This is a genomic window from Pseudoxanthomonas sp. PXM04 (assembly GCF_014851695.1).
Lineage (GTDB): Bacteria > Pseudomonadota > Gammaproteobacteria > Xanthomonadales > Xanthomonadaceae > Pseudoxanthomonas_A > Pseudoxanthomonas_A beigongshangi.
Window position 1 is genome coordinate 99,542 of the sequence record NZ_JACVAG010000006.1, and the last position, 22,634, is coordinate 122,175.

A 22,634-nucleotide genomic window follows, 5' to 3' on the forward strand; every position below is an offset into this window, starting at 1 on the left:
CGCGGGAGAGGGTCCGCTTCCCGCACCCGGCAGGCGGACTCAGCCGTGGCGGGACACGACCACGGCCTCGCGGCCGGCCATGTCCATCACCACCGCGGTCGGGATGCCGTGATGCTCGTACAAGGTCGCGGCCAGCAGCCGGGCGCTGTCGCGGGCGTCGTTCAGGGTCTGGAACCGGGAACGGCCATGCTCGCCCTCATAGAGCTGCCAGCCGTCGTTGGCGGCGGCGATGGTGAACAGAAGACGGGGCATTGGAACCTCCGGAAACCAGCAGACGCGCGTCCTGCGCGGTTGCATAGCCTGCCCGGAGGCGAGGCGTTGCACATTCAGCGGATTCCGCTACGTGCTGTAGGAAAAAACCTACCCCGCCCCGCCGGCCGGCCCCGGGACCGTCACTTCAGCAGGGGGGCCAGCACCGTCCAGACGTGGTCGCGGATCTTCGGCTGCGCCGCCGCCACCGGATGCAGGTTGTCGGCCTGGAAGTTGGCGCGGTCGCGGGCGACGGGTTCCAGCAGGAACGGCAGCAGCGGCAGCTTGTACTGGTCCGCCAGCGCCTTGAAGTTGGCTTCGAAACCGCGCGTGTAGTCGGGGCCGTAGTTGGGCGGGATGCGCATCCCGATCAGCATCACCCGCGCGCCGGATTTGCGCGCCGCCTGGATCATCCTGTCCAGGTTGGCGCGGGTCTGCGCCAGCGACAGGCCGCGCAGGCCGTCATTGGCACCCAGTTCGATCACCACGATGGCCGGGCGATGGCGCTGCAGTTCGGCGGCGATGCGCGAGGCGCCACCGGCGGTGGTTTCGCCGCTGATGCTGGCGTTGACCACCCGCCAGCCCGGCCGGGTGCGCTTGACCTGTTCGGCGGTGAGCGCGACCCAGCCCTGCGCGGCGGACAGGCCGTAGGCGGCGGAAAGCGAATCGCCCATCACCAGGACGGTGCGTGGCGCGGCGGCGGCCGGCGCCTGCGCGGCCAGCGGCAGCGCCAGCAGCGACGCCAATAGCAGCAGGGCGGTACTCATGGCACATTGCAGGCGGGTCCGGGCGGCCCCATACCGGATGTTCTTAAAGAACATTTAATCCGTGCTCCCAATGATGGAGGGGCATCAGCATAGAGATGATCATGGCCGATTCCACCGCACCTCGTACTCCCGTGACAGACGCGCTTCAGGTAAGCGGCCTGGGCAAGCGCGTGGGGTTGCCAGGCGGCGATCTGACCATCCTGGAGGACGTGGGTTTCCGCGTTCCGCGCGGTGCCACGGTCGCGATCGTCGGCGCTTCGGGTTCGGGCAAGAGCACGCTGCTGTCACTGCTGGCGGGCCTGGATACGCCCTCGGGCGGCACGGTGGTGCTGGAAGGCGAACCGCTGTCGTCGCTGGACGAGGATGGTCGCGCGCGGGTGCGCGGCGAGAAGGTCGGCTTCGTGTTCCAGAGTTTCCAGTTGCTGCCTTCGCTGACCGCGCTGGAAAACGTGATGCTGCCGCTGGAACTGCGCGGCGATGCCGACGTCGAGGCGTCGGCGCGACAGATTCTGGAGAAGGTGGGGTTGGGCCAGCGCCTGGGTCACTACCCGCGCCAGCTCTCCGGTGGCGAGCAGCAGCGCGTGGCGCTGGCGCGCGCGTTCGTCACCCGGCCATCGCTGCTGTTCGCCGACGAACCCACCGGCAACCTCGATACCCACACCGGGCAGGCGATCATCGAACTGCTGTTCGCACTGAATGCGGAAGCCGGCACCACGTTGGTGCTGGTCACCCATGACGAACATCTCGCCGCGCGCTGTGGCCGCCACCTGCGGCTGGACAGCGGTCGCTTGATCGCGGACAGCGCCGCATGAGAACGCTGAAGATGGCCTGGCGCCAGCTGCGCCGGGATCTGGCCGCGGGCGACATCCGCATCCTGTTCGCCGCGCTGGTGTTGGCGGTGGTGGCGGTGACCGCGGTGGGTTTCGTCACCGATCGCGCCGAACGCGCGTTGGCCATCGAGGCCAACCGGTTGCTGGGTGGCGACGCGGTGGTGCGCGGTGACGCGCCGATCAGCGAGGAACTGCGCGGCGCCGCGAGTGGCGCGGGCCTGCGGCAGACCGAGACCCTGGAATTCCAGAGCATGATCCGCGCCGGCGAGGATCTGAAGCTGGGCGAGCTGCGCGCGCTCGGCGAAGGCTTCCCGCTGCGCGGCAGTTTCCGCATCATCGACGCGCGGGGCGAGCACGATGCACGCGGCATTCCCGCCCCTGGCACCTTGTGGATGACCCAGGCGGGCGCCGACACCCTCGGTGCCCGCGAAGGCGATCTCATCGGCATCGGCAACATCCAGCTGCGGCTGGCCGCCCGCGTGGTGCAGGAACCGGACGCCGCGCTCGACTATTTCAACGTCGCGCCACGGGTGTTCCTCAACATCGCCGACGTACCGGCGACCGGCTTGGTGCAGGAAGGCAGCCGTATCCGCTACCGGCTGGTGGTCGCGGGCGATGCCGGAGGCGTCGAACGCTTCACCGCCGCCGCGCGCACGCAGCTGGCGCGCGGACAACGGCTGGAAACCATCCAGGACGCGCGACCTGAAATCCGTTCCGCGCTGGACCGCGCCGGCCGCTTCCTCGGCCTGGCCGCGCTGGTGTCGGTGGTGCTGGCCGCGGTCGCGGTGGCGATGGCCGCGCGCCGCCACAGCGAGCGCCATCTGTCCGGCACCGCGGTGATGCGCTGCCTCGGTGCCAGCCAACGCACGCTGGTCGGCGTGCACGTGGGCGAATTGCTGCTGCTGGGACTGATTGCCTGCACGGTCGGCGTGGCAATCGCTTTCGGCCTGCAATGGGCGATCGGCGGTTGGCTGGAGCGCACGCTGGAGATATCGATACCGCCGGCGGGCCTGCTGCCGGCCTGGCAGGGCTACGGCGTCGGGCTGATCGTGCTGCTGGCCTTCGGCGCGCCGCCGGTGCTGGCGCTGCGGCGGGTGCCGGCGCTGCGGGTGCTGCGCCGGGATCTGGATCCGACCGAACCCAGCGCGTGGCTGGTGGCGCTGGCCGGTTTCATCGGACTGGGCGCGTTGCTGTGGTGGAAGGCCGGTTCGGCCACGCTGGGCACCGCGATGCTGATCGGCATCCTTGCCACGCTGACGGTTCTCGCGGTGCTGGCGTGGGCGCTGATCCTGGTCGTGCGGCGGGTACGCGGACGCCTGCGCGGCAGCCTGCGCTACGGCCTGGCCAACGTCAGCCGGCGCGCGGGCACCAGCATCGCCCAGATCTCCGCGCTTGGCCTGGGCCTGATGGCGCTGCTGCTGCTGACCTTCGTGCGCACCGACCTGCTGGATCGCTGGCAGATGGCGCTGGCGGCGGATGCGCCCAACCGTTTCATCATCAACGTGCAGCAGGATCAGGTCGCGCCGGTGCGGGATTTCCTGCGCGCGCAGGGACTGGGTGAAACCACGCTGTACCCGATGATCCGGGGCAGGCTGATTGAGCTCAACGGCAAACCCGCGAGCGGCGACGACTATGCCGAAGCCGATGAGCGCACCCGCCGGCGTGCCGACCGCGAGTTCAACCTGTCGGTGGCCGATCGCTTGCGCGACGACAACGTGGTGACGGCCGGCAAGTTCTGGACCGGCGTGCCGGCTTCGCCCGAACTGTCGGTGGAGGAGGACTTCGCCGAATCGCTGGGCTGGAAGATTGGCGACAGGGTCACCTTCGACATCGCCGGTCAAAGCTTCGAAGGGCGCATCACCAGCCTGCGCAGCGTGGACTGGGAGAGCTTCCGGCCCAATTTCTTCGTGCTCGCATCGCCGCGTTCGCTGGATGCCTACTCGGCCAGCTACATCACCGCGGTCAGCGTGCCGCCGGCGCAGACGCGCTTCACCCGCAATCTGGTCACGGCATTCCCGAACCTGTCGGTGATCGATGTCGATGCGGTGCTCAAGCAGGTCCGCAGCACCGCCGACCAGGTCTCGACGGTGGTGCAGGTGGTGTTCTGGTTCTCGCTGGCCGCGGGCGTGCTGGTGCTGCTGGCGGCGATCAGCGCCAGCCAGGACGAGCGTCTGCTGGAAGGCGGGGTGATGCGGGTGCTCGGCGGCAGCCGCCGCCAGCTGAGGCTGGCGCAGGCGTCCGAATTCGCCGCCATCGGCCTGCTGTCGGGGCTGGTCGCGGCCATCGCGGCCTCGGTGCTGGCCGGCGTCATCGCCACCCAGGTGTTCGAACTGCCCTGGCGCACCAACTGGCAACTGGCGGCGGTGGGTGGCGGCATCGGCCTGCTGGCCGCCTTGGCGGCCGGCATGTTTGCCACGCGGCGCGTGCTCGACGCGCCGCCCTCGGTGACCCTGCGCGAACTGCAGAACTGATCCGGATGCGCGGCGCTAGTGGACGGTGCCGCCGTCGTGATCGACGCCCGAGAGTTCCGGCGGCTTGACCGGTTGCGCGTCGAACCGGCGCGCATAGGCGCGTTCCTCGATGATCCGGGCGATCTCCTCATCGGCCAGGTCCGGCGCGCCATAGACCGCGAAACCGATGCTGCCGTCGTCGCGCTCGCCAACGTACTGCAGCCGGTAGCGCGGCTGGCCCGCGCCGGTGTTTTCCGGATAGTGAACCGGCGGACGCCCCTCGTCCAGGTCCATTTCCTTGTTGTCGATGACACCGCCGACGAACATGGCTCGCATGGCCTTCACCTCGCTGTGCTGGGGGAATGCCGAGCATGACAGGCGAAACGTTCGGTGCCGATCAAGCCAATGTTCCGAGAATGCGAAGAGCCCGCGAAGGCCCGGACTGACAGCCAAAAAAAGGGGCGAGCCGTGGCTCACCCCTTGATGCAGACCACCTGGCGCAAGGTGTGGACCACCTCGACCAAATCGGTCTGCGCGGCCATCACCGCGTCGATGGACTTGTAGGCGGCCGGCGATTCGTCGATGACGCCCTCGTCCTTACGGCACTCGACGTGCGCGGTCGCCTCGCGGTGTTGCGCCAGCGTGATCCGCTGACGCGCGGCGGTACGGCTCATGACACGACCGGCACCGTGGCTGCAGCTGTGGAAACTGTCCGTGTTGCCCTTGCCACGCACGATGTAGCTGCGCGTGCCCATGCTGCCCGGGATGATGCCCAGCTCGCCTTCACGCGCGCTGACGGCGCCCTTTCGGGTCACCAGCAGTTCCTGCCCGCCGTGCGTTTCCTTCTGCACATAGTTGTGGTGGCAGTTCACCGCCAGCTTCTCCAACTGGAACTTCGGCAGGCGGTGGCGCATTTCCGCCAGCACCCGCGCCATCATCGCCTCGCGGTTGTGGCGCGCGTAGTCCTGCGCCCACGACACCGCTTCCACGTAGTCATCGAACAGCGGCTCGCCTTGCATGAAGAAGGCAAGATCCTTGTCCGGCAGATGGAACCCGAGCACGCGGTGCGCCAGCGCCTCGCGGGCACGCTCGATGAAGTAGGTGCCAATGAGGTTGCCGGTGCCACGCGAGCCGCTGTGCAGCATCACCCACACCGCATCGGCCTCGTCGAGGCAGATTTCGATGAAGTGGTTGCCGCCACCCAGCGTTCCCAATTGGTTGTCGAGCTTGTCGGTGCGGATCCTGCGGTGCTTCTGCTTGATCACGTCCAGGCGCTGGGCCAGGCCTGATTCCGCCACACGGCTGGCGATGCTGTCCGGCAGGCGGTGGTGTTCGCCGCCACGCCCGTTGCCGACCGGCACGCTGCGCTCGATGGAATTGCGCAACTGCGCCAGGCTGTCGGGCAGATCGCTGGCGCGCAGCGTGGTCCGCACCGCGGCCATGCCGCAGCCGATGTCCACGCCGACCGCCGCCGGGATGATTGCCCCGCGGGTCGGGATGACCGAACCCACGGTCGCGCCCTTGCCCAGGTGCACGTCCGGCATCACCGCCACCCACGGCCCGACGAACGGGATGGATGCGATGTTGCGCAATTGCGCATGCGCCTCGGCTTCCAGCGGCACGCCGCGCACCCAACCCTTGATCGGCGTGGTGCTGCCCTCGGCATGCAGCAATTCAAAGTTTGAAGTGTTCATGATCTCTTCCTTGAAGAATGAAACGCCCTCTCCGGTGAATGGGAAGGGACTAGCCCTTCTCTCCGTGTACGGAAAGGACCGATGTAATGAAAAGCCCCCTTTCCCCGCGTGCGGGGGAAGGTTGGGATGGGGGCGAACGAAGACACCCAGGTACCATCGAGCAGGCGTCACAACGCTCGATGCTTGCCTCGTTCAACCGGCATCACCTGCTTCGGTTTTCCCCCACCCCAGCCCTCCCCCGCGCGCGGGGGAGGGAGCCTGTAGTGCGGATCCTTCCCCGTGCGCGGAACAGGAGCTGCAAGGTGAAAGCCCCTTCCCCCGCGTGCGGGGGAAGGTTGGGATGGGGGCGAACGAAGACACCAGGTATCCATCGAGCAGGCGTCACAACGCTCGATGCTTGCCTCGCTCAACCGACATCACCTGCTCCGGTTTTCCCCCCACCCCAACCCTCCCCCGCAAGCGGGGGAGGGAGCCTGGATTACGGTCCTTCCCCGTGCGCGGGAAAGGAGCGGCAAGGTGAAAGCCCCTTCCCCCGCGTGCGGGGGAAGGTTGGGATGGGGGCGAACGAAGACACCCAGGTACCATCGAGCAGGCATCACAATGCTCGATGCTTGCCCCGCTCAACCGATATCACCTGCTCCGACTTCCCCCACCCCAACCCTCCCCCGCAAGCGGGGGAGGAGCCGGCGTTGCCCTTCTTTTCCCATGCTTGGAGAAGGAGTCGAATGGTGAAAGCCCCCTCCCCGCTTGCGAGGGGAGGGAGCCGTGCTGCTACTGCTTCAAACTGACCAGCTGCTTCATGACGCCATCCAGGCCGCCGAACACGGTGAGCTTGTCGATCTTCTCCGTGATCTTCTCCAACGCCTCGAGCTCCTTGAGGCGCATCAACACCGGGCTGTCCTCGATCAGCTTGGCCGTGTTGAGCAGCGAACGGGTCGCGTTCGCCTCCTCGCGGCGGCGGATCACGTTGGCCTGGGCCGACTTCTCGGCCTGGACCACGCTGTTGAGGATGTCCTTCATCTCGCCCGGCAGGATCACGTCCTTGACGCCCACGCCGAGCACCTCGATGCCCAGCCCGGTCATCTGGCCGCGCACGTGGGCGAAGATGTCGGCGTCCAGCGACGCCTTGTCGCCCAGCAGTTCGTCCAGCGTCTTGGCGGAAACCGCCTTGCGCAGGCCGTACTGCAGCTCGCGGTACACGTGATCACCGATCTTCGCCACCTTGGTGCGTGCGGCCACCACGTCGACGACGCGGGTGCTCGCGGCCAGGTTCACGCGCAGGGACACCTTGTCGCGGGTCAGCAGTTCCTGGCCCGAGACCTCGACCGCCTGCACGCGCAAGTCGACGATGTCCACGACCACGTTCTTCTGGAAATTCCAGAAGGCGTAGGCACCCGGCGCCAGCGTCTTCGACAGCTTGCCGTCGACGAACACCAGCCCGGTGAACTCGGCAGGCACGTCGGCGACCACGGCCACCTTCGACAATGCGCCGAGCTGGCGCAGACGACGGGCCACGGCGGCATCGACTTCCGGCAGGCCATCCAGCGCGACCTTGCGCACGTCCACCCGCACCAGGCCCTTCCAGTACAGCTTGCGGCCGCCCGGCAGGATGACGTCTTCCAGCTTGCCGTTCTTCGAGACCAGGCCGACTTCCTGCTCGCCGATGTCGGCCAGGATGAAGTACGGCGCCAGCATGTCCATGCGCGCGATCAGCACGTCGGCATCGTTGCCGGCGTACTCCGGCCGCGCGATGGCGTGCACGGTGATGCCCAGTTCGCCGCGTGGGTCGAAGAACTTGTGGACGCCCGGCTCGAGCACACGCTCGAGCTGACGGTTGCGATACACCAGGCCGCGCTCGCCGTCACCGATCACGACCTTCTTGGTCCAGAACATGGCACATGTCTCCTTATGTGGTTGTTGGCTCTGGTGGTCCGTTCCCGGATGGCTGTTTCCGCACGGGGGAACGGTTGCCGTGCCGAGGTGTTGACGACGCCGCGCGATGCGGCGCCATCTGAAAAAGGCGGAAACGCCCGTGGACGCGACCGGAGCGGGAGTCCGGCGCTGCCGGCGGAGATTCCGTCACCGATGCGCGGCCGGCATCCTGCCGTCAGCCATCGATGGGGAACGTCCGCCGCCAGGGCTCGGTTCCGGCACCAGCCCCGCTGCGTCGTGCGTCTCCACGCATTCCCTTGCATGGTTCGGCACGCCGCACCGGGCGTTTCCTGGAAGGGACTTTCGTCCCGATGTCATGACGTGAAAGGCCATGTGTTGGAGCGGGAGTCGAACCCGCGACTCTCGGTATCAAGGAACCGATGCTCTACCCAGCTGAGCTATCCAGTGGTGACGTCCCGGAATCGAACCGGTGTAGTCGGCGTTGCCGCCGGTGCCTGACCCCTCGGCCATCGTCAAGTGGAACACCCGTTCCCACGTTTCGGCATACGCCACGGCAGCGCCGCACGCACCGGACGGGACACAAGCCCGTACCGCTGAGACGTGTTCGAAGATGTTCCGCATTGCCGGCTGTCGCCAACCGGCAATCCGTGCGGGCGCATGGCGCCCATTTCGTTGTTCCATCCGAACGCCGCTCGCGTCGGAGCATCACCACGCAGCGCACATGCGCCGGTTGCAGCCGCGCCCCTGCCTCGGGGCGCGCAGGCGCGCTACCCGGATGCTCCAGGGCGGAAACCAGGGGTTTCCCTGTCGGATGGAACGAAACCTGCTCGATGCATGCGCATCCTCCGCGAACGCCAAAAACAAAACGCCCCCGGGACTTGCGACCCGAGGGCGTTCGCGTGCCTCGGGAGATCGGGGTGGCCGATCTCCCAGGGAGTCAGCCGTGATTAGTGATCCAGGTACCGCGCGCCTTCGACGCCACGCAACAGGACGCACGCGTCCGCGCCGTGGCAGGGCCACAGGGCAAACAGGTTCGTGTTGGCGGGAAGGCGGGTCATGGAAATCGGTTCGGTGAAAAAACAGCCACGAGGGCGAAGGCCGCGCACGATACGCCGGTTGTTTTGAAGATGCAACACTTTTTTAACTTCTATTTTCTTCCGGTCGACCGACGGCGCGATCGATCACGCCTGCGGTCACGTCGGCGATGGCCTTGGGCACGGGTAGAATCGCCGCGTTCGTTTCGACTTGATGACGCCTACGTGTCCCACGCACATTCAGATCCCGCGCTCGACGCGCTGCTGTTGCCCTTCCAGCAGGGCGATCTCCGTTGGCCGGAAGGGCCCGTGTTGTTCCTGCGCGCGCGTGACGGCTGGGCCCTGCGGCAATTCCCGTTGGACAGGCTGGTCTGTGAACAGAGCTTCAAGCCCGCCGCGGATGGTTTGATGCGTGCGGGCCTGGAGGTGGTCGAGGAAGCATCGTCCCACGCGCCCGCCGAAGGCTATGCACTGGTGCTGGTGTTGCCGCCGCGCCAGCGCGAGGAAGCGCGGGCGCTGTTCGCGAAGGCGTTGTCACTCGCCGCGTCGGGTGGGGTGATCGCGGCGAGCATGCCGAACGATGAAGGCGCCAAGGCGGGCGAGGGTGATCTCAAGCGCATCGCACCGCTGTCCGGGACGCTCAGCAAATACCACTGCCGGGTGTTCTGGACGCATGCGCCCGCGCGCGATGAAGTGTTGCTGGCCGAATGGCGGCGGCTGGATGCACCGCGTCCCATCCTGCAAGGGCGTTTCGTCAGTCGCCCCGGCGTGTTCGCCTGGGACCGCATCGATGCCGCCTCCGCGCTGCTTGTGGAACACCTGCCAACAGATCTGGCCGGACACGGCGCGGATCTGGGCGCGGGCTACGGCTATCTCTCGTCGGAGGTGCTGAGGCGCTGTCCGGGTGTCACTGCATTGGACCTTTACGAGGCCGAAGCGCGCGCGCTGGCGCTGGCGCGGGAGAACCTGCGGGATGCTTCCGCCGCGTTGTCGTTCCATTGGCACGATGTGACCGCGGGCGTGTCCGCACAATACGACTTCATCGTCATGAATCCGCCTTTCCATGCGCAGGGTCGGGGCGACCGTCCCGACATCGGCCGGCGTTTCATCGAAGTGGCGGCAGGCGCGTTGAAGCCGCGTGGGCGGTTGTGGCTGGTCGCCAATCGCCACCTGCCGTACGAGTCGGCGCTGGGCAGCGGCTTCGCGCAGGTCCGCACGTTCGCCGAACGGGGAGGCTTCAAGGTGATCGAGGCGGTGAAGGCGGGCCGCGCATGAAGATCGTCAAGCACATCGCCAATCTCGGCTACGGCAGCCGCAAGCAGGTCGCGCTGATGTTCCGCGAAGGCCGCGTCACCGATGGCGCGGGCGAGGTGCTGTATGCCGACGACCCGGTCGACCACGACAACATCCGCGTCGATGGCGAACCACTGGATCCCGCGCCGGGCCTGGCGCTGATGCTGCACAAGCCGGTGGGCTACACCTGTTCGACCAAGGACGCCGGTCGCCTGATCTACGACCTGCTGCCGCCGCGCTTCCGCCTGCGTTCGCCGGTGCTGTCCTCGGTGGGACGGCTGGATCGCGACACGTCCGGCCTGTTGCTGATGACCGACGATGGCGCCCTGCTGCACCGGATCATCTCGCCGAAATCGAACCTCCCGAAAGTCTACGAGGCCACGCTGGCCCACGACCTGCGCGGCGACGAGGCGGCCCTGTTCGCCAGCGGCGAACTGATGCTTGAATCCGAAACCACGCCGCTGGCACCGGCCGTGCTCGAAGTGATCGACCCGCGACACGCCTGCCTGAGCCTGACCGAGGGCCGCTACCACCAGGTCCGCCGCATGTTCGCCGCCGTCGGCAACCACGTCGAAACCCTGCATCGCAGCCGCATCGGCGGATTGGCCCTGCACGACCTGCCCGCAGGCCAGTGGCGTGCACTGGACGGCGCGGATATCGCAACGCTTTTCGCGAACGCCGGATAGGTCGTTGTGGGAGCGACGTAAGTCGCGAATCAGGAAATCCCCACAACCGGACGCGCTTTTGCCCGATGGCATGGACGTGCGCTGATACGGATGCTGGACATCCACGGAAGAAGGACGGCCATGGATGGCTATTCGAAACTGAGGCGGGGCCGGCTTTCATTGCCCGGACAGATCTATCTGGTGACGTTCACGACAGCGTCCAGGCATTCACTATTCCAGGATTCCGCAGCCGCACGCTGTGTCTGTCGCGCAATCACGGACCCGCGTCTCTGGTATCAATCCCGTCTGCTTGCCTGGGTCCTGATGCCTGATCACTGGCATGGCCTGATTGAGGTGGGCGGCTTGGACCATCTTTCGATGGTGGTGCAGCGACTGAAGACCAACAGCGCACGCAGGCTTCGCATGGAGCATCCAATGATTGTCCGCGTATGGGAGAAAGGGTTTCATGACCGCGCGCTACGCGGCGAGGCCACGCTGAAACCCGCTGCCCGTTACCTGGTCGGGAATCCGTTGCGGGCGGGCTTGGCCGAACAGATCGGCGACTACCCTTACTGGAACAGCATCTGGTTGTAGCCGGCCTTCCCGTTGCCGTCATTGTGGGAGCGACGTAAGTCGCGAACCCTGAAACTTTCCGCGCATCGCGACTCACGTCGCTCCCACAAGGTATTCGTACTTGCGGTCAATCCGCGAGCAGCTTGCGCCAGCCTTCGTGACCCAGGCGGTCCAGGGTCTGGATGTTGCGTTCGACGATCACGTCGGGATCGGGGAAGGCGGCGACCGCGCGCTCCACGCTGTCCTCGCGCAGCAGGTGCAGGGTGGGATAGGGCGAGCGGTTGGTGTAGTGGCTGATGTCGTCGGGCGCGGCGCCGGCGAACTGGTAGTCGGGATGGAAGCTGGCAACCTGCAGGACGCCTTGCAGGTCCAGGGCCTCGACCGCCGCGTCGGCGTTGTCGAGGAAGTCGTTGTAATCCAGGAAGTCGGTCAGGACATCCGGATGGATGATCAGGGTAGTGTCGATCTGCGCAGGCTCGGTGTCGCGAAGCAGCACCAGTTCCTCGGCCAGTTGTTCCAGCAGGGCTTCCGGCGTGGTGGCATCGCTCAGCACGAAACGTACCTGTTCCTTGACGTAGACCGCCTTGGCGAACGGGCACAGGTTCAGGCCGATGACCGCGCGCTCGATCCAGCGACGGGTCGCAGCGATGGGATCCGGCGCGGAATCGCCTGCGCCGGGCAGCACGGAATCAGTCACGGAAGTTCTCGAACTGCAACGGCAGCTCGAGTTCGGTCTTCTTGAGCAGGGCAATGACGTCCTGCAGATCGTCACGCTTCTTGCCGGTGACCCGCAGCTTGTCGCCGTTGATCTGGGTTTCGACCTTGATCTTGGCTTCCTTGATGGTCGCGGCGATCTTCTTGGCCAGCTTCTGTTCGATGCCCTGCTTGACGGTGACCTTCTGCTTGGCCTGCGCCAGGTTGGTCTCGACGTCGCCGAACTCCAGGCAGCGGGTGTCGATGCTGCGGGCGATCAGGCGCGCGCGCAGGATGTCGGTCATCTGCTTGACCTGGAAATCGCTGGGCGCGGTCTGGGTGATGGTGTTCTCTTCCAGCAGGAACTTCGCGTCCACGCCCTTGAAGTCGAAGCGGTTGGAAAGCTCGCGGTTGGCCTGGTCGACCGCGTTGGTGAGTTCGTGCTGGTTGACTTCGGAAACGACGTCGAAGGAGGGCATGGCGGGCGGAAACATGGATTCGGGGGTGGGCCATTCTAATCCATGGGCGGGCGCGCTCCCGTGACGTCATAATGCGGCATGCGCCGACATCCCCATTCCGCCGCCATCGTCCTGATGCTGCTGGCCGTGCTCCTGTTCGCCCTGATGGATGCCGGACTGAAGCTGCTGTCGGCGAAGTATCCGCCGCTGCAGGTGGCCGCGTTGCGCGGGTTGTCGTCGTTGCCGTTCGTGCTGGCGTGGGCGCTGTTGACCGTCCCGCCCGGCAGCCTGCTGCGCATCCACTGGCCGCTGCACCTGCTGCGCGGTGCGCTCGGCGTGGCGATGATGGCCGGTTTCGTCTATGGCCTGCGCGGCATGCCGCTGTCCACGGCCTATGCCATCACGTTCGTCGCGCCGCTGCTGGTGACCGCGATGGCCGGGCCGCTGCTGAGGGAGCGGGTTGGCCTGGGGCGCTGGCTTGCGATCGCGGTCGGCCTGCTGGGCGTGCTGGTCATCCTGCGTCCCACCGGCGAAGGCATGATGACCGCCGGCGGGCTGGCCGTGCTGGTGGCGGCGATCTGCTACGCCGCCGGCGCGATCACCGTGCGCCTGTTGGCGCAGCGGGACAGCACCCAGTCGATGGTGGTCTGGTTCATGGCCTTGCTGTCGGTCGCGGCGCTCGCGCTGGCCTGGCCCGGATGGAAGCCACTGCAGGCGGCGGACGGGTGGATCATCGCCGGCATCGGAGTCGCCGGTTCGCTGGCGCAGGTCGCGTTGACCGAGGCGTTCCGGCGCGGCGAGGCCTCGCTGATCGCGCCGCTGGAGTACACCGCGCTGATCTGGGGCGTGGTGCTGGACGTGGCGCTGTGGGGCGTGTTGCCGGACGGCGTCACCTGGATCGGTGCCGGGATCATCGTCGCCAGCGGTTTCTATCTGCTGCGCCGCGAGCCCGCGCATGCCGAGGCGGAGCATCCCTGAGGTGCCCTGGCTGCTGCTCCTGCCGCTGGGACTGATGCTGCTGCTCGCACTGTGGCTGATCCTGTTTCCCTGGTCGTTGTGGCAGCGCTACCACCGCGGCAAGGCAACCCGGCGCGTCTGGCCGTGGCAGGTGCGTTTGAATCTGGGGCTGTTGTGGGTGGGGCTTGTCGTGTTCCTGCTGCTCAGCGCCGTCTTCCAGATCTGGTGGCCGCATCAGTTGTCGCAGGCCGTGCTGGGCCTGGGGGCCGGCATCGGGCTGGGCGCGCTGGGCGTCGCCACGAGTCGCTTCGAATGGCGCGAGGCGGGCCTGTTTCATACGCCCAACCCCTGGCTGGTCTTGCTGTTGACCCTGCTGGTGGCCGGACGGATCCTGCTGGGGCTGGTCCAGATCTTCCAGCAGGGCCTGGCATGGTCGCGTGATCAGGTACTGGCCGGTGATCTGCATGCGGGCCTGACCGGATTGGCGGGTTTGCTGCTGGGCTATGCGCTTGCGAGCACCTGGGGCCTGCATCGGCGACTGCGGCGCTTGCGCCGTTGAGTGTCGGGTCATGAAAACGAAGGGCCCCGATGTCAGGGCCCTTCGCTGTTCCAGGTGCAAAGCCGGTCGGTGACCGGGCTGGCGCTTAGAAGCGCGCGCCGATGCCGATGCCGACGGTCCACGGATTCAGATCCGCCTTCTGGCCGATGCGCTCGCCGTTGCCGGTGATCTCGCTGTCGCCATGCATGTAGCGGGCATCCGCACGGGCGAACCACGACGGGCTGATGTTGAAGTCGACGCCCACGGTGCCGATGGCGCCCTTGGTGTCTTCCAGGCCGAAGTGCTGGCCCGCGCCGTCGGTGATGTTGTAGCCGCCGCTGTAGTTGGCCTGGTAGTAACCCAGACCCACGAACGGACGGATCGGCGCATCGCTGTTGCGGAAGTGGTACTGGGCGCTCAGGGCGTAGGGCTGCGAATCGATGTTGCCCAGCTTGCCCTGGTCACCGCGCACGCGCTGCTCGAACTTGTCGGCGGCGCCCCACAGTTCGACGGCGATCGCCGGGGTGACGTACCAGCTGGCGCTCAGGGTGGCGGCGGAACCACCGTCCAGATCCAGGCTGGAGTTGTCCACCGGCTTGGAATCGACCTTCTGCACGGCGTAGCCGCCGACGACGGCGAAGCGCTTGTGATCGGAGGACGCGGTGCTGTCCTGCGCGAAGACGGCCGGGGCGAACGCCAGCAGCGAAGCGGCGAGGGTGAGGGTGCGGAACTTGTTCATGGGGGATCTCCTTTTTCTCTTTTTCTGGCCCGATGCTTTTGGGGCGTGCGCACCGTAACGACCCACGCATGAATGGAGACAAGTCCGCGAAATGAATTTTTTACAACAACAGCGATATCCAGCGAACGTTCATTTTTCGTTTGTCGACACGACGCGGAACTGTTCAACAGACTGTTCGGCGCAAATTCGTTTTCAAGGTCGAGGACGCGTTGGCGCGACACACGGATTGGGTTAAGGTCGCTCGCGCCATCAGGAGATGCGTCATGCCCCGCAGCGATGCCGCCACCGTCGAGGCGTACCTGGCCGGACTGCCGGCGGAGCGACGTGACGTGATCGCGAGCGTGCGCGATGCGATCAATCTTCATCTGCCGCCGGGCTACGAGGAGCGTATGAACTGGGGAATGATCAGCTGGGAGGTTCCGCTTTCCCGCTATCCGGAGACCTACAACCGCCAGCCGCTTTCTTTCGTGGCGCTGGCCGCGCAGAAAAACCACTACGCGCTGTACCTGATGTGCGTCTATGCCGATTCGCCGGTGGAAGCGGAATTGCGGCAGGCCTACGCGAATGCCGGCAAGAGGCTGGACATGGGCAAGAGCTGCCTGCGATTCAAGCGGCTGGAAGATCTGCTGTTGCCGGAAGTGGTCCGGATTGTCGCGGCCACGCCGGTCGAGACCCATATCGCGCGCCACGAGGCCGGGCGCATGCGACACTGATCCGCATGAGTCGGCGTCCGTCCAAGTCCTCCCCACGCTCCCGCGTCGCGTCGCGCGGGGCCGCACCCCTGTCGCCGGCCTCCGGTGAAAATCCGACCATGGCGGATTTGGCGAAGGTCGCGGGGGTTTCCGCCATCACGGTGTCGCGCGCGTTGCGCGAGAGTCCGCTGGTGAACGCGGAAACCCGCGAGCGCATCCGCGAGATCGCCCGCCAGTACGGTTATTCCTTCAATGTCAGCGCGCGCAACCTGCGCCTGCGCCGCAGCATGACGGTGGCGGTGGTGGTGGAAATGAAGCCGACCCTGGAGCGGCAGATGTCCGGGCCGTATCCCCTGGACCTGCTGGGCGGCATCACCCAGGAGCTGACCACCACCGGCTACAGCGTACTGTTGACCTCGCTGCAGGGCGGCGCGCTGCCCAACGTGCAGGCCGCCGATGGCGTGATCCTGCTTGGCCAGGGCGCCAACGAGGACGCCATGCACGAAGTGCAGCGCTGGGGCAGGCCGATGGTGGTGTGGGGCGCGGTCAGCCGGCACGAATCGCAGGTGGTGGTCGGCAGCGACAACCGGCGTGGCGGCGCGTTGGCGGCGGAGAGGTTCATCGCGCTGGGTCGCAGCCGGCCGGTGTTCCTGGGCGACCCCGCGCACGGTGAGTTCGCCGAGCGCCTGGAAGGCTTTGCCGGCACCCTGGGCAAGTACGGCATCGTGCCGCTGACCCCATCGGTCGCCAGCTTCACCGTCAATGCCGGTGCGGAGGCGGTGCATGCGCTGCTGGAGAAGCATCCGCAGATCGATGCGCTGTTCGCCGCCAGCGACCTGCTCGCGATCGGCGCCATCCGCGCGTTGATCGAGCGCGGCCGGCGGGTACCCGAGGACGTTTCGGTCATCGGCTACGACGACACTCCCCTGGGGGCCACCTACGTCCCGCCGCTGAGTTCGGTGCACCAGAACTTCGTCGACGCCGGCGTCCTGCTCGCCCGCAAGATTCGTGGGCTGATCGACGGCGACCCGGCTAGCTCAGAGACCCTGCCCACCCATCTGGTGGTCCGCGCCACCTGAGCGCAAAAATCTGCTGCGGCGCAACGTGTACAGGGGAGGCGCGATGGTGCGGCTCCGCCCGTGCCGACGTCATCTGGCGGAAGGCTAAATCACTGTCCTGAAACGGAATTGTCGTGTGGCCTGGACGGCTGCGCGGCCGCCATGGGCCCGCCGCTCCCTGCATTTGTTATCGATAACTTGACATCGATAACAACGAATCCCTAGCGTGCCTCCGCACGGTCCCTGGACGGCAGGGCGAATGGAGGAAGCGCACGTGGGCGAGTGGCAGGACAGGGCGCCGGTGGACACCGCCGGCATGGCCATGGCGGACGATCCCTGGCGTCTGCGCCAGACGGCGTTCGATCCGCGCCGCCGCGCCCGCGACGAAACCCTGTTCGCGCTGGCCAATGGCGGCCTGGGCGTGCGCGGTGGTTTCGAGGAACAGGAGAGCGCCAGTGACGGCAGTTTCCTGGCGGCGGCGTTCGAGCAGAACGCCATCCACTACCACGAGCGCCTGGCCGGATTCGCCCGCAACACCGATACCCGGGTTCCGGTCGCCGAGGGCAAGCGCATCCGGATCCTGCTGGGCGAGGAAGCCGTCGACCTCGCGCAGGCCGAATGGCTGGCGTTCGAACGCGAACTGGACCTGCGCCAGGGACAATTGCGCCGTCGCCTGCGCATCCGCACGGCAGGCGGGCACACGCTGGAAATCCATGCCGAACGGGTGGTTCCGTTCGCCGAGCATGCGCTGCTGGCGATCCGTTTCCGGGTGCGTTCGGTCGACTACGGCGGACCAATCGCGCTGGTGTCCTCGATCGAAAGCGGTCGGCAGGCGGTCGCCCAGGGTGACGATCCACGCATCGGCGCCGGCGGCGGCGAAGGGCTGCTGGCGATTGGCGGCGGCAGCGCGGAGGGGATGGCCTGGATCGCGCAACGCGCGCCGCATCGCGGATTCGAACTCAGCTGCGGACAGCATCATCGCGTCGGCGCGGGCCTGCTCGCGCAGCCGCCGCAGGCGACGGCCGGACGGGTCGAACAGCGCTTCGACGGCCGACTGGCGCCCGGCGACGAGGTCGGCGTGGAGAAGTTCGTCGCCTACGTCCACGACGGCGACATGGCGCAGCGTGCGAACGAACTGGCGCGACTGCTCCAACGCGCGGTCGATACCGGATTCGATGGGTTTGCCGCGCCTCAGGCGGCCACGCTGGCCGGCTTCTGGCAGCGGGCGGGGCTGTCGGTGAACGGCGATGCCGGCGCCGAGCAGGCGCTGCGCTTCAACCTGTTCCACCTGCTGCAATCGGCCGGCCGCAACGGCGTGGATGGCACCGCCGCCAAGGGACTGACCGGCGAGGGCTACGAAGGCCATTGCTTCTGGGATACCGAGGCGTTCGTGCTGCCGGTGATGGCGTTCACCGCGCCGGACGTGGCTCGCGCGATGCTGCGCTACCGGTTCCGCACCCTGGACGCGGCGCGGGCGCATGCCCGCGAGATGAACCACCCGACGGGCGCGCTGTATCCCTGGCGCACCATCGATGGCGGCGAATGCTCGGCGCACTATCCCAGCGGTTCGGCCGCGTACCACATCAACGCGGCGGTGGCCTACGGCATCGGCCTGTACCTGGACGCCAGCGACGATGTGGACTTCCTTGCCGAAGCGGGCGCGGAGATGCTGTTCGAGACCGCGCGGATCTGGCCGCAGGTCGGGCATTTCAATCCGCGCCAGGGCGGCGCGTTCTGCATCCACGAAGTGACCGGGCCGGACGAATACACCACCTTGGTCAACAACAATTTCTACACCAACCGCATGGCCCAGCAGCACCTGCGCCGCGCGGTGGCCGCGTGGCACCGCCTGCGCCAGGAACGGCCGGAAGTGCTGGCGGAACTCGCCGCCCGGCTTGCGCTGGAAGCAATCGAAGTCGAGTCGTGGGCCCGCGCCGCCGACGCGATGTACCTGCCCTATGACGAGGCGCAGGGCGTCTATGCGCAGGACGACGAGTTCCTCGACAAGCCGCGCTGGCCGTTCCCGCCGGCGAGCGGCGAGCACCGTCCGCTGTTGCTGGACTACCACCCGCTCACCCTGTACCGCCACCAGATCTGCAAGCAGGCCGACGTGGTGATGGGGCTGGTGCTGGCGGGCCAGGGACTCGATCCGCGTCGCAAGCGCCGCAGCTTCGATTACTACGAAGCGGTCACCACCCATGACTCGACCCTGTCGGCGCCGGTGTTCGGCGTCCTCGCAAACGAAGTCGGCCACGCGGACAAGGCCTGGCGCTATTTCGACGCCAGCCTGCGCGTGGATCTGGACGACCTGCATCGCAACACCGATCACGGCGTTCACATGGCGGCGCTGGCGGGCAGCTGGTTGGGCCTGACCGAAGGCTTCGCCGGGCTGAGGGTGGAGGACGGCCGGCTGTCATTCGCGCCGACCCTGCCGGAAGCGTGGCAGGGCTACGGCTTCAACCTGCGCTGGCGTGGCTGCGTGCTGCGGGTGGACGTGGCCGCCGATGGTGTGCGCTACCGCCTGGAAGAGGGCGATGAGCTGGCCATCCTCCACGCGGGCGAGCCGCTGCTGCTGTCGCCGGGTACCGCCGAGCTGCAGCCGCTGGCGCGACCGCTGGAAGCGGTGCGGGCGACCTTCCCGCGCCAGGCGCGCGCGCTGATCTTCGATCTGGACGGCGTGCTGACCGATACCGCGCACACCCACTACGAAGCCTGGCAGCGGCTGGCCGACGAAATCGGCGTGCCGTTCGACCGCCAGGTCAACGAGCGCCTGAAGGGAGTGGATCGGATGGCGTCGCTGGCGATCATCCTGGAACGCGCATCGCGGACCTACGACGGCGAGGAGCGGCGCGCGCTGGCCGACCGCAAGAATGGCTACTACGTGCAGGCCATCCAGCGGTTCGGCCCGAGCGATCTGTTCGACGGCGTGATCCGGGTGCTGGATGAAGCGCGCGCGGCGGGACTGAAGATCGGACTGGCCTCGGCCAGCCGCAACGCGCCGCTGTTGCTGGACAAGCTGGGCATCGCGGATCGCTTCGACTACATCGCCGACTCCGGGCGCATCCGTCGCGCCAAGCCGGATCCGGAAATTTTCCTGGACGTGGCCGCCGCGCTCGGCGTCCCGCCAGCCCAGTGCATCGGCGTGGAGGACGCGGTGGCCGGTATCGAGGCCATCCACGCCGCCGGCATGGCCGCCATCGGCATCGGCAGCGCGGACAGCCTGCCGCAGGCCGACGCGGTATTGCCGGACATCGCCGCGTTCCGTGTGAGGGACTTCGTTTCTTCGTGACCGCACGCGGCCGTCAGAAGCCGCGGCGGATTATCTCAACCTGTTGAAAAAGTGGAGGGAACACATGCAACAGACCAACCTGATCCGCTACGCCCTGTCCGTAGCGATCGCCGCCGCACTGGCTCCATCCGCCGTGCTGGCACAGGATGCCGGCACGCCCGCGCAGCAGACGCCGCAACAACAACCGCAACAGGCACCGGCCGAGCAGGGCCAAAGCCAGGCCACCACGCTGGACACGGTGGTGGTCTCCGGTACGGCCACCGCTGGCGGCGTGAGGAAGCTGGAAGCCAGCTTCAACATCGTCACCGCCAACGCGGAGCAGATCAAACAGGCCAACCCCAAGAGCACCGCTGACCTGCTGAAGATTTCGCCCGGCATGTGGCCCGAATCCACCGGCGGCCAGACCGGTGCCAACATCGAGATCGCCGGCTTTCCCGGCGGCGGCGACGCGCCGTATTTCTCCACGCTGTTGATGGGTTCGCCGCTGTACGGCATGCCGACCCTGTCGTTCTTCGAGACCACGTCGATGTTCCGCCTCGACGACACCATCGAATCGGTGGAAATCCTGCAGGGCGGCCCGTCGGTGGTGTTCGCCGACGGCCAGATGGGCGCCAGCGCCAACTTCTTCCTGAAGACCGGCACCGAGGAACCATCCGGCAGCGTCGGCCTGACCTACGGCAACGAAGGCTTGTGGCGGCTCGACGGCTTCTATGGCTTCAAGGTGGCTGAAGGCTGGTACGGCAGCATCGGCGGTTTCTGGCGCGAATCCGACGGCGTGCGCGATCCGCAGTTCAAGGCGGACAAGGGCGGCCAGCTGACCGCCACCCTCTCGCACGACTTCGATGCCGGCCGGCTGACCCTGTACACCCGCTACCTCAACGACAAGAACCAGTTCATCACCCCGATTCCGCTGATCCAGCGTGGTACCGACAACTTCAGCGCCTATCCCGGTTTCGATCCGCTGAAGGACACCTACTACAGCAAGTACATGCAGCACGTGTGGCTGCCGACCTATCCCGGCGGCGGCAAGAACGCCGATCTGGCCGACGGCCGCGGCGCCAAGCTGTTCATGTTCGGCGGCAACTTCGACTACTCCTTCGACAACGGCTGGTCGATCAGCGATCGCTTCCTGTTCAACGAAGGCGACATGGATACCAATGCGCTGTTCTCAGGCAACAATCCGGTTTCGTTGCAGGACATGCTGTTCACCGACGGCACGCCGGGCGGCTTCGAGCTTCCGGCCGGATCGGTGGCCACCGCGAACTACATCAACGGCGGCGCGGTGCCGCTCACCCAGAGCGTGATCCAGCAGGGCTGGTGGCATATCCACAAGCACCTGAAGAGCTTCAGTAACGACTTCCGCCTGAGCAAGGAGCTGTTCGAGGGCAATACCCTGACGGTGGGCCTGTACGTCAACCACTACACCATGGATGACAAGTGGTCGCTGGGCAACCAGATGCTGATGGCCAACGAGCCGAATGCGCGCCCGATCGTGGTGAGCTACGTGGATGGCGGCGAGACCTTCTACCGCACCAATCCGCAGGGCTTCGCCGACTTCAGCGGCTTCCACATCGCCCAGAACGGCAAGGCCACCAACGTGGCGCTGTACCTGTCCGATTCCTGGCGGGTCGGCAAGTGGCTGTTCGATCTGTCCGGCCGCCTCGAGAACCAGGATGCCAAGAGCAATGTCTGCAACCGCAGTCCGGTGAATGCGGGAACCGGTGGCCTGGACGGCGATCCGAACACCATCTACGACAACAACGTCGAGCTGTGCAACGGCACCTATGCCCGCAACCGCTACGAGAAGACCCATCCGTCGTGGACGGCAGGTGCCAACTATTCGTTCACCAACAACATGTCCATGTATGGCCGCGTCAACACCGGTGGCCACTTCCTGGACTTCGACAACGGCATCCGCGGCACCACCAACGACAACTACCCGCCGATGCAGAAGATCCGCAACTACGAAATCGGCTTCAAGTACCAGTCGCCGCTGCTGTATGCGGACATCAGCGCCTATCGGCGCGTGTTCAGCGGCCTGCAGTACCAGCCCACCGATGGCCTGGGCACGCCGGTCGGCAGCCCGCGCATCTATGGCTCCGAATCGCACGGCGTCAACTTCATCGGCGCGCTGACCCCGATCGAGAACCTGCGCCTGCAGCTGGTGGCGAACTACCTGGATGGCGAGTACACCGACTACGACGCGTGCCTGCCGTATACCGACATCAACGGCGAGGACAACTGCGCGCCGATCGAAGGGCAGCAACTGCAACGCCAGCCGAAGTTCCGCGCCATGTTCACCCCGAGCTACCGTTTCGAGCTGGGCTGGGGCGACATCACCCCGTACGTGACCTACACCTACGTGGGTGATCACACCCAGGACCAGTCGGGCCTGCAGGAACTGGGCTCGTACCACACGCTGGATTTCGGCGTCACCTCCAACGTGGGCGAGAACTGGCAGTTCAACCTGCGCGGCACCAACATGACCAACGAGCTGGGACTGACCGAAAGCAATTCGCGCATCTTCGGTTCGGCGACCACCGCCGGTGGCGTGTTGCTGGCGCGTCCGCTGGAGGGCCGCGAGGTCAATTTCCAGGCCAAGTACAGCTGGTGAGCCACGCCGGGGACGCCGCCTGAACCTCCTCTCCCGGGAGGCGTCCCCGGATTTCTTTCACCCGTCGCGCACGGCCGCACGACCGCGCGCGGCGGGTTCCCTTGTCGCCCCGGCGATGACACAGTGCGGCGGCCGCCTGGCGGCATGG

At 66.8% G+C, this 22,634-nt stretch carries 19 protein-coding genes and 1 tRNA gene; 11 read left to right on the forward strand and 9 right to left on the reverse strand.

Translation table 11 applies throughout. From position 1 onward, the window contains the following. Positions 1 to 39 precede the first annotated feature (39 nt). Both IB228_RS15100 and IB228_RS15105 read right to left on the reverse strand, forming a co-directional pair. On the reverse strand, positions 40 to 252 hold the full coding sequence (locus IB228_RS15100; RefSeq protein WP_183640708.1) for a hypothetical protein: 213 nt from the start codon (positions 250 to 252) through the stop codon (positions 40 to 42). A 140-nt stretch (positions 253 to 392) separates the two neighbouring features. Beyond that, entirely contained in the window at positions 393 to 1,016 is a 624-nt protein-coding gene (locus tag IB228_RS15105; RefSeq protein WP_192199074.1) for an arylesterase, read from the reverse strand. 131 nt (positions 1,017 to 1,147) lie between these two features. Between IB228_RS15105 and IB228_RS15110 the strand changes: the two genes are divergently transcribed. Continuing rightward, positions 1,148 to 1,828, forward strand: coding sequence for an ABC transporter ATP-binding protein (locus IB228_RS15110; RefSeq protein ID WP_318288313.1), 681 nt, complete (start codon positions 1,148 to 1,150; stop codon positions 1,826 to 1,828). Beyond that, positions 1,825 to 4,317 (forward strand): FtsX-like permease family protein, encoded by a 2,493-nt coding sequence (locus tag IB228_RS15115; RefSeq protein ID WP_192199075.1) that lies wholly within the window; start codon positions 1,825 to 1,827, stop codon positions 4,315 to 4,317. Before IB228_RS15110 ends, IB228_RS15115 begins: the two co-directional genes overlap by 4 nt. A 15-nt stretch (positions 4,318 to 4,332) precedes the next feature. Here the strand turns inward: IB228_RS15115 and IB228_RS15120 are convergent, their stop codons facing one another. The 4 genes from IB228_RS15120 to IB228_RS15135 all read right to left on the reverse strand — a co-directional run bounded on the left by IB228_RS15120 (position 4,333) and on the right by IB228_RS15135 (position 8,326). Continuing rightward, the gene (locus IB228_RS15120) at positions 4,333 to 4,632 is read right to left on the reverse strand and encodes a hypothetical protein (RefSeq protein ID WP_183640718.1); all 300 of its coding nucleotides are present in this window, start codon (positions 4,630 to 4,632) and stop codon (positions 4,333 to 4,335) included. A 137-nt stretch (positions 4,633 to 4,769) separates the two neighbouring features. Beyond that, positions 4,770 to 5,990 carry an RtcB family protein gene (locus IB228_RS15125; protein ID WP_192199076.1) on the reverse strand — a complete coding sequence of 407 codons (1,221 nt, stop codon included), beginning with the start codon at positions 5,988 to 5,990 and terminating at the stop codon, positions 4,770 to 4,772. A 771-nt stretch (positions 5,991 to 6,761) separates the two neighbouring features. Then, positions 6,762 to 7,883, reverse strand: a complete 1,122-nt coding sequence (locus IB228_RS15130) for a slipin family protein (RefSeq protein ID WP_192199077.1) — start codon at positions 7,881 to 7,883, stop codon at positions 6,762 to 6,764. A gap of 376 nt (positions 7,884 to 8,259) precedes the next feature. Then, positions 8,260 to 8,326: transfer RNA gene (locus IB228_RS15135), tRNA-Gln, on the reverse strand. An 816-nt stretch (positions 8,327 to 9,142) separates the two neighbouring features. Between IB228_RS15135 and IB228_RS15140 the strand changes: the two genes are divergently transcribed. The 3 genes from IB228_RS15140 to IB228_RS15150 all read left to right on the forward strand — a co-directional run bounded on the left by IB228_RS15140 (position 9,143) and on the right by IB228_RS15150 (position 11,469). After that, positions 9,143 to 10,192, forward strand: coding sequence for a class I SAM-dependent methyltransferase (locus IB228_RS15140; protein ID WP_343227092.1), 1,050 nt, complete (start codon positions 9,143 to 9,145; stop codon positions 10,190 to 10,192). After that, on the forward strand, positions 10,189 to 10,896 hold the full coding sequence (locus IB228_RS15145; protein ID WP_192199078.1) for a pseudouridine synthase: 708 nt from the start codon (positions 10,189 to 10,191) through the stop codon (positions 10,894 to 10,896). The genes IB228_RS15140 and IB228_RS15145 overlap by 4 nt, the downstream gene beginning before the upstream one ends. Before the next feature lie 120 nt (positions 10,897 to 11,016). Then, positions 11,017 to 11,469 carry a transposase gene (locus tag IB228_RS15150; protein WP_192199079.1) on the forward strand — a complete coding sequence of 151 codons (453 nt, stop codon included), beginning with the start codon at positions 11,017 to 11,019 and terminating at the stop codon, positions 11,467 to 11,469. A 106-nt stretch (positions 11,470 to 11,575) separates the two neighbouring features. Here the strand turns inward: IB228_RS15150 and IB228_RS15155 are convergent, their stop codons facing one another. Both IB228_RS15155 and IB228_RS15160 read right to left on the reverse strand, forming a co-directional pair. Beyond that, positions 11,576 to 12,130: a DUF1415 domain-containing protein gene (locus IB228_RS15155; protein WP_192199221.1), complete on the reverse strand. Its 555-nt coding sequence runs from the start codon at positions 12,128 to 12,130 to the stop codon at positions 11,576 to 11,578. A gap of 7 nt (positions 12,131 to 12,137) precedes the next feature. Beyond that, a complete protein-coding gene (locus tag IB228_RS15160; RefSeq protein WP_141454342.1) occupies positions 12,138 to 12,620 on the reverse strand; it encodes a YajQ family cyclic di-GMP-binding protein in 483 nt (160 codons plus the stop codon). 78 nt (positions 12,621 to 12,698) lie between these two features. Between IB228_RS15160 and IB228_RS15165 the strand changes: the two genes are divergently transcribed. Next, complete coding sequence (locus tag IB228_RS15165) at positions 12,699 to 13,577, forward strand: DMT family transporter (protein WP_183640729.1); 879 nt, start codon at positions 12,699 to 12,701, stop codon at positions 13,575 to 13,577. A 1-nt stretch (position 13,578) separates the two neighbouring features. After that, a complete protein-coding gene (locus IB228_RS15170; protein WP_183640732.1) occupies positions 13,579 to 14,115 on the forward strand; it encodes a DUF1453 domain-containing protein in 537 nt (178 codons plus the stop codon). A gap of 85 nt (positions 14,116 to 14,200) precedes the next feature. Here IB228_RS15170 and IB228_RS15175 read toward each other — a convergent pair whose 3' ends face one another. Continuing rightward, the gene (locus IB228_RS15175; RefSeq protein WP_141454340.1) at positions 14,201 to 14,833 is read right to left on the reverse strand and encodes an OmpW family outer membrane protein; all 633 of its coding nucleotides are present in this window, start codon (positions 14,831 to 14,833) and stop codon (positions 14,201 to 14,203) included. A gap of 263 nt (positions 14,834 to 15,096) precedes the next feature. Between IB228_RS15175 and IB228_RS15180 the strand changes: the two genes are divergently transcribed. The 4 genes from IB228_RS15180 to IB228_RS15195 all read left to right on the forward strand — a co-directional run bounded on the left by IB228_RS15180 (position 15,097) and on the right by IB228_RS15195 (position 22,486). Next, complete coding sequence (locus tag IB228_RS15180) at positions 15,097 to 15,546, forward strand: DUF1801 domain-containing protein (RefSeq protein WP_183640734.1); 450 nt, start codon at positions 15,097 to 15,099, stop codon at positions 15,544 to 15,546. Between the two features lie 98 nt (positions 15,547 to 15,644). Then, entirely contained in the window at positions 15,645 to 16,604 is a 960-nt protein-coding gene (locus tag IB228_RS15185) for a LacI family DNA-binding transcriptional regulator (RefSeq protein WP_183640736.1), read from the forward strand. Between the two features lie 253 nt (positions 16,605 to 16,857). Then, positions 16,858 to 19,872 (forward strand): beta-phosphoglucomutase, encoded by a 3,015-nt coding sequence (gene pgmB, locus IB228_RS15190; RefSeq protein WP_343227093.1) that lies wholly within the window; start codon positions 16,858 to 16,860, stop codon positions 19,870 to 19,872. Positions 19,873 to 19,936: 64 nt separating this feature from the next. Then, complete coding sequence (locus tag IB228_RS15195; RefSeq protein WP_192199081.1) at positions 19,937 to 22,486, forward strand: TonB-dependent receptor; 2,550 nt, start codon at positions 19,937 to 19,939, stop codon at positions 22,484 to 22,486. The last annotated feature ends 148 nt before the right edge of the window (positions 22,487 to 22,634 follow it).